Raw genomic sequence first — 15,525 nt, 5'->3', positions numbered from 1 at the left:
CCGCCGAGATCGCGGCCCACCGTGGCCGTCGCCGAGCCGTCGCGGCAGGTGGCCCCCGCCGGTCGCGGCAGGGACCGCAAGTCGGTCGCTCAGCCGAGCCTCGCGCTTGGCGACAATTATCAGCTCCCGACTCTAAACCTGCTCGCGCCCGCGCCGAAGGACGGACGCCAGCAAATCGACCGCGCCGGGCTCGAGCGGAACGCGCGCCTGCTCGAATCGGTGCTCGACGACTTCCACGTCCGAGGCGAAATCGTCGAGGTTCGGCCTGGGCCGGTGGTCACGATGTACGAGCTCGAGCCCGCGAGCGGCATCAAGGCGAGCCGCGTGATCCAGCTCGCCGACGACATCGCGCGCAACATGTCCGCGCTTTCCGCCCGCGTCGCCACGATTCCCGGGCGCAGCGTCATTGGGATCGAGCTGCCGAACCCGAAGCGCGAGATGGTCTCGCTTTCCGAGCTCATCGGGAGCCAGGCGTTCGAGGACCAGAACATGTCGCTTCCGCTGATCCTCGGCAAGAACATCGCCGGCGACCCCGTCATCGCGGATCTGGCGCCGATGCCACACCTGCTCGTTGCCGGCACGACTGGATCGGGCAAGTCGGTCGGCCTCAATTGCATGATCCTGTCGCTGCTCTACCGATACGGCCCCGACCAGTGCAAACTGATCATGATCGACCCGAAGATGCTCGAATTGAGCATGTACGACGACATCCCGCACCTGCTGGCGCCGGTCGTGACCGAACCCGGCAAGGCGATTCGGGCGCTCAAATGGACCGTCGAGCAGATGGAGGAGCGCTATCGCAAGATGGCGAACCTCGGGGTGCGCGCGCTGCCGAGCTTCAACGCGAAGGTTCGCGAAGCCAAGGCCAAGGGCTCGAAGCTCAAGCGGCGCATCCAAACGGGCTACGACGCCGACACAGGGCAGCCCGTCTATGAAGATGAAGAGTTCGACTATGAGGTCATGCCGCAGATCGTGGTCGTGGTCGACGAGCTCGCCGATTTGATGATGACCGCGGGCAAGGAGGTCGAATTCCTGATCCAGCGCCTCGCGCAGAAGGCCCGCGCGGCCGGAATCCACCTGATCATGGCCACCCAGCGCCCCTCGGTCGACGTCATCACCGGAGTCATCAAGGCGAACCTGCCGACCCGCATCAGTTTCCAGGTGACGAGCAAGATCGACAGCCGCACGATCCTCGGCGAGCAGGGCGCCGAACAACTTCTGGGCAAGGGCGACATGCTCTACATGCCGGGCGGCAAGCAGATCATCCGAGTCCACGGTCCGTTCGTGTCCGACGAGGAGGTCCGCGCGGTAGCCGAGCATTGGCGCAAGCAGGGCGCGCCGGACTACGTCCAGGCCGTCACCGAGGAGCCGGAGGACGGCGGCTATCTGTTCGACGGCCAGCCGACCGGCGAGGACGATGCAGAGACCCAGCTCTACCGCAAGGCGGTGCAGATCGTCGCGGAGAGCCAGAAGGCATCGGTCTCCTACCTCCAGCGCCAGCTGCGCGTCGGCTACAACAGCGCCGCACGGCTGATCGAACGCATGGAGAAGGACGGCCTCGTCGGCCAGCCGGACCACGTCGGCCGCCGCGAAGTCCTGATCGACCCTGACGGACACCCGATCTGACTCCTGAACGCTTCGGAACCGCAAGGTTCAGTGCGCATTCAATGGCTAAACGCCAGTTTCCGGCGCAAATCTCCAGGAGCTTCGACATGAACTTCCCGACGAAATTCGTGCGCGCGTTCGTGCCGGCGGCGATCGTCGTCTGCGCGGCGCCGGCCGCCGCCAAGGACTCCGCCGACATGGCGCACCTCAAGGCCCACATCGGCAGCGTCCACACGATGACCGCCAATTTCACGCAGACCGATTCGCGCGGACGCTCGTCCGCGGGCAAGATGCAACTCGAGCGGCCGGGCAAGGTCCGCTTCGAATATGGCAGCGGCGACCTGCTACTGGTCGCCAACGGCAAGACTCTGACGCTGATCGACTACCAGGTTGGGCAGAAGTCGAGCTGGCCGCTCAATCGCACGCCGCTGGGCGTCCTTCTGTCGAGCTCGCCCGACCTCAAGGGCCGCGCGCAGATCGTCCCCAGCGACAACAAGAATGTCGTCTCGGTGCGTGCCCGTGACCCCGCGCAATACGGCTCCGTGACGCTCGTTTTCCTGCGCAGCGGCTCGGCGCCCGGTGGCTTGCAGCTCTATGGCTGGACCGCGATCGACGGGCAGAATCGCCGGACGACCGTGAAGTTGTCGAACGTCCGCTACAATGTCGCGGTCCCGGACAGCGCCTTCACCTATCGCGAGCCGAAGAAAAGATAGCGCTAACGGGTTTCAATTTGCGACTTGTTCATCGCCGCGTCAGGCATGGCAGCCTAGATTGAAGAGCGATTCTGAAGACTTGGGGTTTCCCCCTGTTACCCGGGTCCCAGGATCCCTTGCGTGACGAACGCTTGGCGGCCCTCGCTCCATGCCCCCGGAGCGAGGGCCTTTTTCGATTTCGCTCGCGCTGGCATGCGAGCGAGGTGCTCGCTTCGCTCGCAAAGGCAGAAGAGCCTAGCTACATCGGACGTCGTGACGGCAATCAAAATCGCTTCCTGGAACATCAACTCGGTGCGCGCTCGAGCTGCGCTCGTTGAGCGGCTGATCGCCGATCAGCAGCCGGACATCTTGTGCCTCCAGGAAACGAAGGTGCTCGACGACATCTTCCCGGCCGAGCTGTTCGACCGCCACGGCTACATCCACCGCCACCTCAACGGCCAGCGGATGCATCACGGCGTCGCGATCCTCAGCCGGGTGCCGCTGAAGGATCCGGGCAAGCACGATTGGCAGGACAATGGCGAGGCGCGCCACATCGGCGCCCGTCTCGAATGCGGAATCCGGATCGAGAACGTCTATGTTCCCGCTGGGGGCGACACCCCGGATAGGACCGTGAATCCGAAGTTCGGCCAGAAGCTCGACTTCATAGAACGGATGACCCGCTGGTCCGACGCGCTGCGCGAGCCGACCATCATCGTCGGCGACTTCAACGTCGCCCCACTCGAGTGCGATGTCTGGAGCCACAAGGCGCTGCTCACGGTCGTCAGCCACACGCCGATCGAGGTGGAGGCGCTTGGCCGGCTCCAGCAGGCGCACGGCTGGGTCGATATCGGGCGTCGGTTCGTCCCCCCGCCCGAGCGCTGTTTCACCTGGTGGAGCTATCGCTCGCCCGACTGGACGAAGAACGACCGCGGCCGGCGCCTCGACCACATGTGGTGCTCACCCGAAATCGGCCGCCATGTCGCCTCACATCGCGTCCTCGAGCCTTGCCGCAACTGGGAGCGGCCGTCCGACCATGTGCCTCTGATCTGCGAGCTCGAGGTTTGAGCGGGTCGGGCGCCGTGCGGCTCGCTGTCGCGATGCTGCGGTTGGGGCGCCCGGTTCGTATCGCCGGCGATCGGGAGCTGACCGTCGCCGCAGTCGAAACGACCACGCATGAGATGCTCGACCTGCGTGATCCCGAAACCACGGCGCGGTTGATGATCAGCGGCAACCGCGCCGCTGCACTCAAGCTCGCCAACGAGCGCAATGCTGCCGACCCGCGCGCGCCAGTCGTGATCGAGCGCGCCGCGTGGCTGGACGCGCGCACCGCACTTGCGATCGCCGATCCCGGAAGGGATCTCGACCGCGGGCCCTTCGGGCCACTCCAACCCATTCCACTCGACGCGGCCGTCGAAAGCGGGGCAGCGCTCGCGCTGGTGCGCTTGGCGGGGCTGCTGCCAGCACTGTGGCTTTTCGGAAACGATTCCGGTGATGCCGTTGTCCGCGCAGAGGCGATTCTGCAGCAGCGGTCGTCGGTCGGGATCATCGCGCGCGCTAAGCTGCCGCTCGACGATATGCCGCCGACGCAGATCGTTGCCTTTCGCGCGTCGGATGACGGGCAGGAGCATGTCGCGCTCGTCGTCGGCGCCTTCGCCGGCAAGCCGCCGCTCGTGCGCCTGCACAGCGAGTGCCTGACGGGGGACGTGTTCGGGTCGCTGAAGTGCGATTGCGGGCCGCAGCTCAGGGAGGCGCTGCACATCATCGGTAAGGAGGGCGGCGGCGTTCTCCTCTACCTGCGGCAGGAAGGCCGCGGGATCGGCCTTGCCAACAAGCTCCGCGCCTATTCGCTGCAGGACCGCGGGCTCGACACGGTCGATGCCAACCGCAGGCTCGGGTTCGCGGACGACGAGCGCGATTACGGCGACGCCGCGGCGATGCTTCGGGCGCTCGGGATCGACCGGGTGAGATTGCTCACGAACAATCCGCAGAAGGTCCAGGGCCTCGACGCTGCGGGGATCGAGGTGACGGAGCGTGTCGCACACCAAATGCCCGCAAACCCTCACAACGCCGATTATCTCGCGACCAAGCGCAGGAAGAGCGGTCACCTGCTGGTCTGATTGAGCCCGAGCAGTCGTGCCACCTCGTCGAAGCTGCGCGCGACGTGGTCGATCCCGGTCCCGCGAAGCATTTCATCATGTCCGTCGAAGCAGTGACGCCCTGCCGCAAGGCCAATCACGGTCGCGCCCGATGCCAACGCCCCTTTGGCACCGACCTCGGAATCCTCGAGAATGACGGAGCGGTGGATTGCAACGCCGAGTTGCTCCGCAGCGTGGAGGTAGATGTCGGGCGCCGGCTTGCCGCGGGTAACATGCTCGCGGCCGCTGTAGATGTGCTCCCCGAAAGCGCCGGCGAGACCGAGATGGTCGAGATGGCCGCGAATCCACTTCGTCGAGCTGGACGATGCCACTGCCTTTGACAGCTCCGGTGGAAGCGAGCGGACGAAATCGATCGCTCCTGCGACCGCCTCGATTCCTTCCCCAAGCGCGCGAATGCTCTGCTCCTTCATGCGGTCGTGGAATTCGGTCGGGAGGGGCGACCCAATCCGCCCTTCGACGGCCGCGATGAAGTCGTCGCCGCTGAGACCGGTGTAGTGCCGGATGGCTTCTGCCGGCGTGTGGAGGTGCCCCAGGTCCGTCAGAAGCTGCGCGAGCTGGACATTGGCCTCGAACTCACTTTCGAGCAGGACCCCGTCGAAGTCGAAGATGATTGCGTCGAAGCTCGTCATTCGTCGTCGAACAAGGCTGTGCCGATTCGAACGGCGGTTGCCCCGAGCATTACGGCGGTCTCGAAATCGCTCGACATTCCAATGCTCAAGCCTGCGACGTCATGGCGCCGGGCGAGCTTTCCCAGCAGGGCGAAATAGGGTGCTGGCTCCAGCCCGACCGGGGGAATAGCCATGAGTCCGGCAAGATGCAGCGGTGACGCACGCACCGCCTCCACCAGCATATCGACCTCGCCAATCGCGCAGCCACCCTTCTGCTCTTCCCCGCCGATGTTGACCTGGACGTAGACCGCGGGGGTGCGGCCCGCCTTCTCCCCTTCCTTCACCAAAGCGTCGAGCAGCGAGCGGCGATCGAGCGAGTGGATCGAGGTAAACAACTTCACTGCTTCAAGAACCTTGTTCGACTGCAGCCGGCCAATTCCGTGCAGGCGTACGCCTGGATGGCGGGTGAGAAGCGCTGGCCACTTTTCGAGCGCTTCCTGAACACGGTTTTCGCCGAAGTCCCGCTGCCCCGCGGAAATGAGCGCCTCTATCTCGTCCGCCGAGCGGCCCTTGCTCACCGCGATGAGCTGGAGGTCCGAAGAGTCGCGCCTGGCGAGTGTCGCCGCGTGCGCGATGCGAGCGAGAATTCGCTCTCGTCTCTGTGCGGCACTGCTCATCGAGAGGCGCTATAGGAACGGCCATGCGCCGCCGCCAGAGAGTCCCGCGCCAGTGGCTGATCGTTGAATCCGACAGCGCGGACCCGACCCGCGCCATGTCACGCCTGGATCGCGGCAGCGGCGTACTGGTGCTCGGATCGCTGCCCGCGGGTCGGATGCGGCAGCTGCGACGCGTAGCACGTCAGCGAGAGCTAATGATCGCGAAGGAACATCCGGGGACGGCCACTCGTGTCCATGACGTGCGTGAGCTCCGCGGGGCAGTGCTTCGCCGAACGCCGCTCATCCTGCTTTCGCCGATATTCCCCACGCCCAGCCATCCAGACTGGCCACCGATTCCGCGGATGCGCGCGGCGGCGCTCGCCCGGCTGGCCGGCCGGCGATTGATCGCTCTAGGCGGGATGGACGCGCGCAAATTCGCGCGCATCGAGAATCTGGGATTCCGAGGCTGGGCCGGAATTTCGGCGTTCAGAACTTGAACGCGGTTCCGATGTAGACTGCCTGGCTGTCGCGGCGGTTGTCCTGAAGCGCCGACAGGCGGTCGCGCTCGACATTGTAGCGGACGCCGCCAGTCAGAGCGACGCGACGGGAGAGCGAATAGGAGCCGCCGACGTCCAGCGAGTAGGTGTCGCCCTGGCGGAGCGCCGGGAGCGCCTTGCCGTCTGAACGGTCGGCGCCGACGGCGACTCGGCCCGTGAATTTCTTGAGCGAGTAGCTAACGCCGACGACCGCGCTCTCGCGGCCTCCGATCGCCGGATCGGGCTGCTTGGTCTTGGCAACATCGCCCGAGACCGCGAAGCGGCGCCAGCCGACGGCGACGCCGAGATTGTAGCTGGTCGGGGTCAGCGCGTTGACCGCTGCGGTCGGCGCGCTCGCCTGCGCCACCGCTGCCTGGGCAGGCGCATTGACACGCGCGCGGATCGCGACCCGGACCTGCGACGGGCGGCCCTTGGCCGGTGCCGGCGTGAACTTGAAATCGGTCAGCGACAGGCTCTTGCCGGCAAGCGCGGCGGCGAGCTTCGGATCCGCATTAGCGGGCGTGAATGAAGAGAGGCTGTCGAAGCTCAGTGAAACGGCCGGCGGCCGCTTCTCGCCACTGGTCGCCGCGAATGCCGGAGTCAGCACGAGACCGGCCGTGGCAACAGCCGCAACCCATCTGGCCTTCCTGCTTCTCGCGAGACTCAGCACGAACAATCTCCCCGTTCGTGAGTCGATATAGTCCGGCCAAGCTGAAGGTTCCATGAGCGGAGTCGATTCGTTCATCCCCTGTTGCCGCGGAAGCACATAATCGACTGCCGGCGGGCCGCGCTTGCGAGACATACGCCAGCACTATAACGCCCGCATGAAGCTCCGCTGACCAAGGATCGCCGATGAATCGCCTGCACTCGACCGCTGCTGCTCTCCTGATATTCGCGATTGTTGGCACCGGCTGTGCCCGCAACAGGAATCTGCCGACCCGCCTTGCGCCGTCGCGGGTGACGACAATCGCGGTGAACAGCTATCTATGGAAGGCGGCGGTCGACACGGTCTCCTTCGCCCCCCTGCTCCAGGCCAACCCGAACAGCGGCGTCATCATCACCGACTGGTATGCCAACCCGAAAACGCCCGGTGAGCGGGTGAAGCTGACGGTCGCGGTGCTTGACCCTGATCTTCGTGCCGATGCGCTCCGCGTGTCGGCTGCCCGGCAGGTATATCAGAACGGCATCTGGGTCGATGCACCGGTTTCGGCGGCGACGGTTCAGAAGCTCGAGGACATCATCCTGACCCGGGCCCGCGACCTGCGCCGCGCAACCGTTCCGGGTTAAGCCAGGGACGTGCCATGACCGGGCGTTTCGACCCGAACGAGGCCGACCGCCGCTGGCAGGCGCGGTGGGCCGAAGAAGCCTGTTTCGCAGCCGACAGCGACAGCGACAAACCCAAGACCTACGTGCTCGAGATGTTCCCCTACCCGTCGGGGCGGCTCCACGTCGGCCACGCGCGCAATTACACCATGGGCGACGTGCTCGCGCGCTACCGCCGGATGCAGGGCCACGAAGTGCTCCACCCGATGGGCTGGGACGCGTTCGGGATGCCGGCGGAAAATGCGGCGATGGAGCGCGGCATCCACCCCGGCACATGGACCCGGTCGAACATCGCGGCGATGCGCGAGCAGCTGAAGCGGCTCGGCTTTGCGCTCGACTGGAGCCGCGAACTCGCGACCTGCGATCCGGCTTATTACGGTCACGAGCAGGCACTGTTCCTCGACCTGTTCGAGGCGGGCCTCGTCTATCGCAAGGAGAGTGAGGTCAATTGGGACCCCGTCGACATGACCGTGCTCGCAAACGAGCAGGTGATCGACGGGCGCGGTTGGCGCTCCGGGGCGCCGGTCGAGCGGCGCAAGCTCGCGCAATGGTTCCTCAAGATCACGGACTTCGCGGACGACCTGCTCGAGGGCCTCAAGACGCTCGACCAATGGCCGGAGAAGGTCCGGGTCATGCAGGAGAACTGGATCGGGAAGAGCCGCGGCTTGCAGTTCCGCTTCCGCCTGACCGAGCCGGTTGGCGGCACCGAGGACGTCGAGGTCTTCACGACGCGGCCCGACACGATTTTCGGCGCGAGCTTCGTCGCCGTTGCCGCGGATCATCCGATTGCCCGGTCGCTTGCCGCGACGGATGCAAAGGCAGCGGAGTTCGTCGCGGAGTGCAAGGCGGGCGGCACGAGCGCCGCCGAGATCGAGACTGCAGAAAAGAAGGGCTATGCGACCGGGCTCGAGGTCGTGCATCCGCTCGACCCGGAGTGGCGGCTACCGGTCTACATCGCGAACTTCGTTTTGATGGATTACGGCACCGGCGCGATCTTCGGGGTGCCCGGACACGACCACCGCGATTTCGAATTTGCGACGCAATATGACCTGCCCATCCAAAGGGTGGTGGCCGCAAGCTCCGAGCTCGCCTCCGAGCCCATCGGAGAAGAAGCGGCGTGTTCGCCCGGAATTGCGGTGAATTCCCGGTTCCTCGACGGGTTGACGACAACGCAGGCCGCAGCGGAAATCATCCGCCGGGCCGAAGCGGCGGGCTGGGGCCACGGCACCGTCCAGTATCGCCTGCGCGACTGGGGCGTGTCGCGCCAGCGCTACTGGGGCACGCCGATCCCGATCATCCGTTGCCCGAGTTGCGGGCCGGTTCCGGTTCCTCGCGACCAGCTGCCGGTTGTCCTGCCCGAGGACGTCAGTTTCGATTCGCCCGGCAACCCGCTCGACCGGCACCCAAGCTGGAAGCATGTCAAATGTCCGGCGTGCGGCGGCGCGGCAATGCGCGAGACCGACACGTTCGACACCTTCGTCGATTCGAGCTGGTATTTTATCCGCTTCGCCAGCCAGCCCACGGACGCGCCGTTCGATCGCGCCGAGGCCGAGAAGTGGCTCCCGGTCGCGCAATATATCGGCGGCGTCGAGCATGCGATCCTGCACCTGCTCTACGCCCGCTTCTGGACCCGCGCGCTGCAGCGCCTCGGCAAGCTCGACATGGCCGAACCGTTCAACGGTCTGTTTACACAGGGGATGGTCACCCACGAGACCTACCGCGCCGGCGACGGGAGCTGGCTCAGCCCCGATGAGGTGAAGCGTGACGGCGATGATTGGGTGCATATCGAGGACGGCCACCCGGTCATTGCGGGCCGCGTCGAGAAAATGTCGAAGTCGAAGCGCAACGTGATCGATTCGGACACGATCGTGCAACGCTACGGTGCTGACGCCGCGCGCTGGTTTCTGCTTTCGGACAGCCCGCCCGAACGCGACCTCGAGTGGTCCGAAGGAGGAATCGAGGGCGCATCGCGTTTCGTCCAGCGGGTGTGGAAGCTCGCCAACAGCACCGGCACCGACGACGGCGAAGACGCAGCGCTCGGACGCAAGCTGCACCGGACGATTTCCGGCGTGAGCGACGCGATCGAGGCGCTCCAGTTCAACAAGGCGGTGGCGCAGCTTTACGAGCTCGCCAGCACCATCGAAAAGGCCAGGCCGTCCGCCACGAGGGCTGACGCAATCCGTACGCTCGTGCTGCTGATTGCACCAATGGCGCCGCACCTGGCGGAGGAATGCTGGTTCGTCCTCGGCCGCGAAGGACTGGTCGCAAACGCGCCGTGGCCGAGCTTCGACCCCGCGATGCTCGTCGATGATCAGGTGACACTGGCGGTGCAGGTCAACGGCAAGCTGCGCGACACGGTCACTGCTCCGCGCGGCCTCGACCGCGCGGCCGCGGAAGCTCTCGCGCTCTCTTCGGAAAACGTCCGGCGGCAGCTCGCCGGCGCGGCCCCGCGCAAGATCATTGTCGTTCCCGACCGGCTGGTGAATATCGTCGCATGATGCGGCGCCTCGCTATTGTTCCCTTGATCCTGCTCCTCGCGGCATGCGGGCTTCACCCGCTGTACGGAGGCGGCAGCACCGGTGCCGTGTCAGGCCTGCTGCGCTCCGTGGACGTCGGCCCGATCCCCGGGCAGCAGGGCTGGCTGGTGCGAACCAAGCTGATCGACCGGCTCGGCGAGAGCGGCAGTGGCGTGCCGCAATACCGGCTCGACGTCACGCTCGACGACAATATCACCACCTACGGGCTGCGCGCCGACCGGGCGGCGACCCAGGAGCGGCGGACGCTCCGCGCGCGATATCAGCTCGTCGATCTTTCCAGTGGCGCGGTGTTGCTCGACGAAACCGCCGGATCTGACGCCAGCATTGACAGTGTCAGCAGTGAATATGCGACCGTCGCGGCGGAGCAATCCGCGCTCGAGAACCTGTCGGCAATTGTTGCCGACCAGATCGTCGCACGGCTGGCGATCTACGCAGCGCGAACGACGCATTAGACATGAAGGCCAGCAAGTCAGCGATCCGTCGCGCGGTCGAGCAGCCCGATCCCAAAGTCCGCTTCTACCTTTTCCTCGGCCAGGACGAAGGCCAGTCACGCGCGCTCGCCGCGCGGCTGCTCGAAGCGCTCGGCGCGGCCAAGCTCGTGCTCTCCTCCGGCTCGATCAAGGGTAATCCCGCGCTTCTGGCGGATGAGGCGGCGGCGCTAAGCTTGTTTGGAGAGAGGCGGCTCATATGGATCGAGCCCGCCGGCAACGACATTGCCGAGGCGATCGAGGCGCTGCTCGCGGCCGACGCGGTCGAAAGTCCGGTCGCCGCGATCGCCGGTGCGCTTGCCAGGTCTTCGCCGCTGCTCAAGCTTGCCGAAGCGTCCCCACATGCGCTGGCTTTCACCGCTTACGCGCCCGAAGGCGAAGATGCAGCCCGGATGGTCGCCGATCTTGGCCGGCGAGTGGGCCTCAAGGTCGCCCCCCCGGTCGCGGCTAGGCTCGCGGACGCCTGCGGCAACGATCAGGCGATCGTTGCCCAGGAGCTCGAGAAGCTTGCCCTCTACATCGGCGCCTCGCCTCACTCGCCGCGGGAGCTCGAGCATGACGCGCTTGATGCCGTCGGCGCAGAGAGCAGCGAGGGGGATTTCCAGCGCTTGGCAGACCTCGCGCTCCTCGGGGATATCGCCGGAGTTGCCGAATCCGCGACGCGGCTGTCGGCGAGCGGGTCGGATGCCATTCCCGCCGTTCGGTCGCTGCAGCGCCGTCTGCTCTTCCTCGCACCGGCCCGGGCCCGGGTTGAACGCGGCGAACGCGTCGGCGCCGTCATGACATCACTCGGCAGATCCTTGTTCTGGAAAGACAAAGCTTCCGTCGAGCGAATGCTTCAGTGGTGGACGGCTGGCGATCTCGCGCGGATCGCGGAGCGCGCCGGGGCCCTTCAGCGTGAATTGCTCTTCTCGCAAGCGCCGCAGCGCGAGGCGCTCGGCGAAGAGCTGCTCGCGATCGCCCGCAAGGCGCGGAGCCGATCGGCCTAGATCTGCTCTCCCGAGAGCCGCTGACAGATCATGTCGAGCTGGTCGAGGCTCGAATAATAGAGCGTCACCGAACCGCCCTGGCCCCTGTTGCTGACCTGCACCTTGAGGCCGAGGATGTCGCCGAGCTGGCGCTCGAGTGCCTGGAGGTCCGCGTCCGCGGCCTTTCCGGCATTGCGCGCGCTTGCCCGGCCGATCGCGGCGCCGGGGCCGGGCCTGAGCTTTTCGCGCCGCGCCTGGTCTTCGGTCTGGCGAACCGACAGGCCCTTGCGGATGACCTCGCGCGTGAGCGCCTCCGGGTCGGGAGCATTCGCGGCGGCCCGCGCGTGACCCATGCTGATATCGCCTTGCAATAGCGATTGCCTGACAAATTCGGGCAGTTCCAGCAATCTCAGCAAGTTCGCGACGTGGCTTCGCGATTTGTGGACGAGACCTGCGACACCGTCCTGGGTGTGGCCATGGCGCTTGATCAGCTGCTTGTAGCCTTGCGCCTCTTCCAGCGGGTTCAAATCCTCGCGCTGGATGTTCTCGATCAATGCCAGCTCGGCCGTGGTGGACTCGTCGATGTCGCGGACGATCGCCGGGATCGCGTGCAGCCGCGCCCGCTGCGCCGCGCGCCAGCGGCGTTCGCCCGCAACGATAATATAGCCATCACCATCCGGTCGGAGCAGGATCGGCTGGAGCACGCCGCGCTCGCGGATCGACTCGGCGAGCTCCTCAAGTGCCGCCTCATCGAACAAGATGCGCGGCTGCTCGGGATTGGGTCGAATCCGGCCGATTTCGATCTCGCGCGGGCCGCCGCGGCTTTCGTTCTGTTGCCCTTCGGGCGCCGGCGCCCGCCCGGCTTCGCCAAGCAGCGCCTGGAGACCCATCCCAAGCCCCTTGGCCGGCCGCTCGCTCATGCCGCCTCCGCCAACTGCGGCAGGCGTCCGATCAGTTCGCGCGCGAGACGGACATACGCTTCGGAGCCAGCGCAGCGAAGGTCGTAGATCAACGCCGGCAGGCCATGGCTCGGCGCCTCGGACAGGCGGACATTGCGCGGCACGACCGTATCGAACACCGCCGGGCCGAGGCATGCGCGCACGTCTTCGGCAACCGCCTGCGAAAGGTTGTTGCGCCGGTCGAACATCGTCAGCGCTACCCCCAGAATCGAAAGCTGCGGATTGAAGGCCACGCGGATCCGCTCGACGGTTTGAAGCAGTTGGCTCAGCCCCTCGAGCGCAAAAAACTCGCATTGCAACGGCACGAGCAAATATTGAGCCGACACCAGCGCGTTGACGGTCAGCAGCCCGAGCGATGGGGGACAATCGATCAGGCAGATGTCCCAGCGACCGGCGGGAGCGGCGCCCAGCGCCTTTTCCAGCCGGTGCGCACGATCTTCGAGGGATACCATTTCTATCTCGGCGCCCGACAAATCCACGGTGGCCGGAAGCAGGTCGAGCCTCGGCACCCGCGTCGCAACGGCTGCCTCCGTCGCCGACGCGCTCCCGATGAGCACGTCGTAGCTGGAACGTCTGCGTTTGGAAGCCGCGACCCCGATCCCGGTCGAAGCATTGCCTTGCGGATCGAGGTCGACCAGCAACACCCGCCAGCCGATCGCGGCGAGCGCCGTCGCAAGGTTGATGCAGGTCGTGGTCTTGCCGACCCCGCCCTTCTGGTTGGCCACCGCGATGCGGATCATTTCCTCGCCCTCACCCCTGTCCCGACAACGACGAAGCTGTCCGCGCCGGTGACACTCGGTTCCAAGTAGAAGTCACCTTGCCATGACTTGCGCGCTTCGGCCAGTTCAGCCGGTGCGCTGCGCCCCTTCGGAAGCGCCCAAACGGTATTTCCTGTGGACAGATGTGCGGATATCTCAAGGACCCGCGTCAGCCGCGCGAGGGCGCGCGCAGTGATCACGTCGAACTTCTCCTCGACGCGCTCGGCCCTCGCGCACAGGACCGTCGCCCTCAAATCGAGCGTGGCGACGACCCTGTGGAGAAATTCGGCCCTCAACCGCCGCGGCTCGACGAACGTCACCGATCCGTCGACGATGCAGGCGATCACTACCCCCGGCAAACCTGCGCCCGACCCTATGTCGACCCACGAGGCGCCACTCCGCGGCTCGTGCCGCACGAGTTGCGCCGAGTCCAGAATGTGCCGATCCCAGACATGCTCGAGCGTCGCCGCGGAAACGAGGTTTTGCCGTGCATTCTCTTCGCGCAAAAGCCCGGCATAGCGTTCCAGCTGGTCGAATGTTTCACGTGAAACAGGACGCCGTGCAACTTGCGCCAACCGTTCGATCATGCGGCGGCGCGCCGGGAGGCCGCGACGTAAAGCGCCGACAGCGCCGCCGGAGTGACACCAGGAACCCGCGATGCCTGGTCCAACGATTCAGGACGAGAGGTGGAGAGCCGCTCCACCATCTCTTTGGAGAGCCCGGGGATCGAGGAATAATCCAGAGCCGTCAGCCGCACGCGCGAATCGCGCCGGACGGCATCCCACTCGCGTTGCTGCCGTTCGACATATGGTCGATAGAGCGCGTCGGCGCGCCCTTCGGCGGTTCCCGCCCAGGCCGCGCTCGAACGCGCCGCGAGATGCTCCTCGATCTGCCGGCGGCGGCGCTCCGACACGCAGCCGGCGGCAAGTGCCGCCTCACCGAGGCGAGCCGTGGCATTGTCCGCTCTCAGCGAAAGGCGAAATTCTGCCCGTGCGGTCATCATCCGATAAGGCTCGTTCACCCCCTGAAGCGTGAGGTCGTCGACCATCACGCCGATGTATGACGTGCGCCTGTCAAAGCGGACCGGAGCGAGCTCGAGCGCGACGGCTGCCGCGTTGAGACCTGCGGCAAGTCCCTGCGCCGCCGCTTCCTCGTAGCCGGTCGTGCCGTTGATCTGCCCCGCTAGGAACAGCCCCGGAACATCGCGCACTTCAAGCGTCTGGTTCAGACGCCGCGGATCGACGAATTCATATTCGACGGCATAGCCGGGTCGAACAATCCTCGCGCGCTCGAGCCCGGCGATGCTGCGGACGAACCTCACCTGAACGTCCGCCGGCAGCGAAGTCGAAATGCCGTTCGGATAGACCAGCGCGTCACCGAGCCCCTCGGGTTCGAGGAAGATTTGGTGGGTCTCCCGGCCAGAGAAGCGCTTCACTTTGTCCTCGATCGAAGGGCAGTAGCGCGGCCCCCGTCCCTCGATGGAGCCAGCGAACAAGGGCGAGCGGCCGAAGTTCCCTGCGATGATTTCATGGGTTCGAATATTCGTTCGCGCGATCGCGCACCGCAGCTGCGTCGGACGAAGCCCTTCCTCGAGCGCCGACATCGTCCAGTCATCCGGGTCGCTCGGTTGTTCTTCGAGCCGCGCCCAGTCGATGGTTCGACCGTCAAGCCGCGGCGGCGTTCCCGTCTTGAGCCGTCCCTGCCCCAGGCCGATGCCTCGGATCTGCTCCGCCAGCGCGCTCGAGGCACGGTCGCCGCGCCGACCCCCCTCCAAGATCTGCTCGCCAACGAACATGCGCGCATCGAGGAACGTGCCCGTCGCGACCACGACCGAGCGGCATGGGACCCTCCCGACACTGGTTTCCACGCCCACAACCCGCCCGCTGCGGAGGAGAACGCGGAGGACCTCGCCAACGAGCAGCTCGACGCCTGATTGCTGAATCAGCGCCTGAACGGCATTCCGATAGAGCTTCCGATCCGCCTGAACCCGCGGCCCCCACACGGCAGGCCCCTTGCTGCGGTTCAGCATCCGGCGGTGGATCGCGGCGCAGTCGGCGGATCGCGCCATAAGGCCGTCGAACACGTCGAGCTCGCGCACGAGGTGGCCCTTGCCGACACCCCCGATGGACGGATTGCAGGACATCTGACCGACATCTTCTTCGCGGAACGTCACGGCTGAGCGCCGCCCTCGGCTTAGAAATCGAGCGATCGAAGTGCGTCGGTCACCCGCGTCCTCACC

General features: G+C 66.1%; 16 protein-coding genes. 9 read left to right on the top strand and 7 right to left on the bottom strand.

The window, feature by feature from the left end; all coding sequences use genetic code 11:
• From GH737_RS07730 to ribA, 4 genes are all read left to right on the top strand, one after another.
• Positions 1–1,626: DNA translocase FtsK (locus GH737_RS07730; RefSeq protein WP_155264261.1), on the top strand; the 1,626-nt coding region annotated here is incomplete at its 5' end.
• Between the two features lie 86 nt (positions 1,627–1,712).
• On the top strand, positions 1,713–2,318 hold the full coding sequence (locus GH737_RS07725; RefSeq protein ID WP_155264266.1) for a LolA family protein: 606 nt from the start codon (positions 1,713–1,715) through the stop codon (positions 2,316–2,318).
• Positions 2,319–2,579: 261 nt separating this feature from the next.
• Positions 2,580–3,362, top strand: coding sequence for an exodeoxyribonuclease III (locus GH737_RS07720; protein ID WP_155264265.1), 783 nt, complete (start codon positions 2,580–2,582; stop codon positions 3,360–3,362).
• Complete coding sequence (ribA, locus tag GH737_RS07715; RefSeq protein ID WP_420853430.1) at positions 3,359–4,414, top strand: GTP cyclohydrolase II; 1,056 nt, start codon at positions 3,359–3,361, stop codon at positions 4,412–4,414. The genes GH737_RS07720 and ribA overlap by 4 nt, the downstream gene beginning before the upstream one ends.
• Here the strand turns inward: ribA and GH737_RS07710 are convergent.
• The gene (locus GH737_RS07710; protein ID WP_155264260.1) at positions 4,399–5,082 is read right to left on the bottom strand and encodes an HAD family hydrolase; all 684 of its coding nucleotides are present in this window, start codon (positions 5,080–5,082) and stop codon (positions 4,399–4,401) included. The two genes, ribA and GH737_RS07710, sit on opposite strands and share 16 nt — an antisense overlap.
• Complete coding sequence (locus GH737_RS07705; RefSeq protein ID WP_155264259.1) at positions 5,079–5,738, bottom strand: YggS family pyridoxal phosphate-dependent enzyme; 660 nt, start codon at positions 5,736–5,738, stop codon at positions 5,079–5,081. The genes GH737_RS07710 and GH737_RS07705 overlap by 4 nt, the downstream gene beginning before the upstream one ends.
• 23 nt (positions 5,739–5,761) lie before the next feature.
• On the opposite strand from GH737_RS07705, the gene GH737_RS16030 reads away from it, so the two are divergent.
• Positions 5,762–6,214 (top strand): thiamine phosphate synthase, encoded by a 453-nt coding sequence (locus GH737_RS16030; protein WP_155264258.1) that lies wholly within the window; start codon positions 5,762–5,764, stop codon positions 6,212–6,214.
• On the opposite strand, the gene GH737_RS07695 is transcribed toward GH737_RS16030, so the two are convergent.
• Positions 6,204–7,055, bottom strand: a complete 852-nt coding sequence (locus tag GH737_RS07695; protein ID WP_230558691.1) for a porin — start codon at positions 7,053–7,055, stop codon at positions 6,204–6,206. The genes GH737_RS16030 and GH737_RS07695 overlap by 11 nt on opposite strands.
• A 50-nt stretch (positions 7,056–7,105) precedes the next feature.
• Between GH737_RS07695 and GH737_RS07690 the strand changes: the two genes are divergently transcribed.
• The 4 genes from GH737_RS07690 to holA are packed head-to-tail and all read left to right on the top strand — an operon-like array spanning position 7,106 to position 11,590.
• Positions 7,106–7,540 (top strand): DUF3576 domain-containing protein, encoded by a 435-nt coding sequence (locus GH737_RS07690; RefSeq protein ID WP_155264257.1) that lies wholly within the window; start codon positions 7,106–7,108, stop codon positions 7,538–7,540.
• A 14-nt stretch (positions 7,541–7,554) separates the two neighbouring features.
• Positions 7,555–10,074 carry a leucine--tRNA ligase gene (leuS, locus tag GH737_RS07685; RefSeq protein WP_155264256.1) on the top strand — a complete coding sequence of 840 codons (2,520 nt, stop codon included), beginning with the start codon at positions 7,555–7,557 and terminating at the stop codon, positions 10,072–10,074.
• On the top strand, positions 10,071–10,565 hold the full coding sequence (lptE, locus tag GH737_RS07680) for an LPS assembly lipoprotein LptE (RefSeq protein ID WP_155264255.1): 495 nt from the start codon (positions 10,071–10,073) through the stop codon (positions 10,563–10,565). Before leuS ends, lptE begins: the two co-directional genes overlap by 4 nt.
• 2 nt (positions 10,566–10,567) lie before the next feature.
• Positions 10,568–11,590, top strand: a complete 1,023-nt coding sequence (gene holA / locus GH737_RS07675; protein ID WP_155264254.1) for a DNA polymerase III subunit delta — start codon at positions 10,568–10,570, stop codon at positions 11,588–11,590.
• On the opposite strand, the gene GH737_RS07670 is transcribed toward holA, so the two are convergent.
• Genes GH737_RS07670 through mnmG form a run of 4 tightly spaced genes read right to left on the bottom strand, consistent with a single transcriptional unit; the run spans position 11,587 to position 15,459 of the window.
• Positions 11,587–12,489, bottom strand: coding sequence for a ParB/RepB/Spo0J family partition protein (locus GH737_RS07670; protein ID WP_155264253.1), 903 nt, complete (start codon positions 12,487–12,489; stop codon positions 11,587–11,589). The genes holA and GH737_RS07670 overlap by 4 nt on opposite strands.
• On the bottom strand, positions 12,486–13,268 hold the full coding sequence (locus tag GH737_RS07665; protein WP_155264252.1) for a ParA family protein: 783 nt from the start codon (positions 13,266–13,268) through the stop codon (positions 12,486–12,488). The genes GH737_RS07670 and GH737_RS07665 overlap by 4 nt, the downstream gene beginning before the upstream one ends.
• Positions 13,265–13,873, bottom strand: coding sequence for a 16S rRNA (guanine(527)-N(7))-methyltransferase RsmG (gene rsmG / locus GH737_RS07660; RefSeq protein WP_155264251.1), 609 nt, complete (start codon positions 13,871–13,873; stop codon positions 13,265–13,267). The genes GH737_RS07665 and rsmG overlap by 4 nt, the downstream gene beginning before the upstream one ends.
• On the bottom strand, positions 13,870–15,459 hold the full coding sequence (mnmG, locus tag GH737_RS07655) for a tRNA uridine-5-carboxymethylaminomethyl(34) synthesis enzyme MnmG (protein ID WP_338061774.1): 1,590 nt from the start codon (positions 15,457–15,459) through the stop codon (positions 13,870–13,872). The genes rsmG and mnmG overlap by 4 nt, the downstream gene beginning before the upstream one ends.
• Positions 15,460–15,525 lie beyond the last annotated feature (66 nt).

The organism is Sphingomonas segetis (assembly GCF_009720245.1).
GTDB classification, from domain to species: Bacteria; Pseudomonadota; Alphaproteobacteria; order Sphingomonadales; family Sphingomonadaceae; genus Sphingomicrobium; species Sphingomicrobium segetis.
The sequence above is the reverse complement of the archived record's forward strand: the minus strand, read 5'-3'. Positions and strand labels throughout refer to the sequence as shown.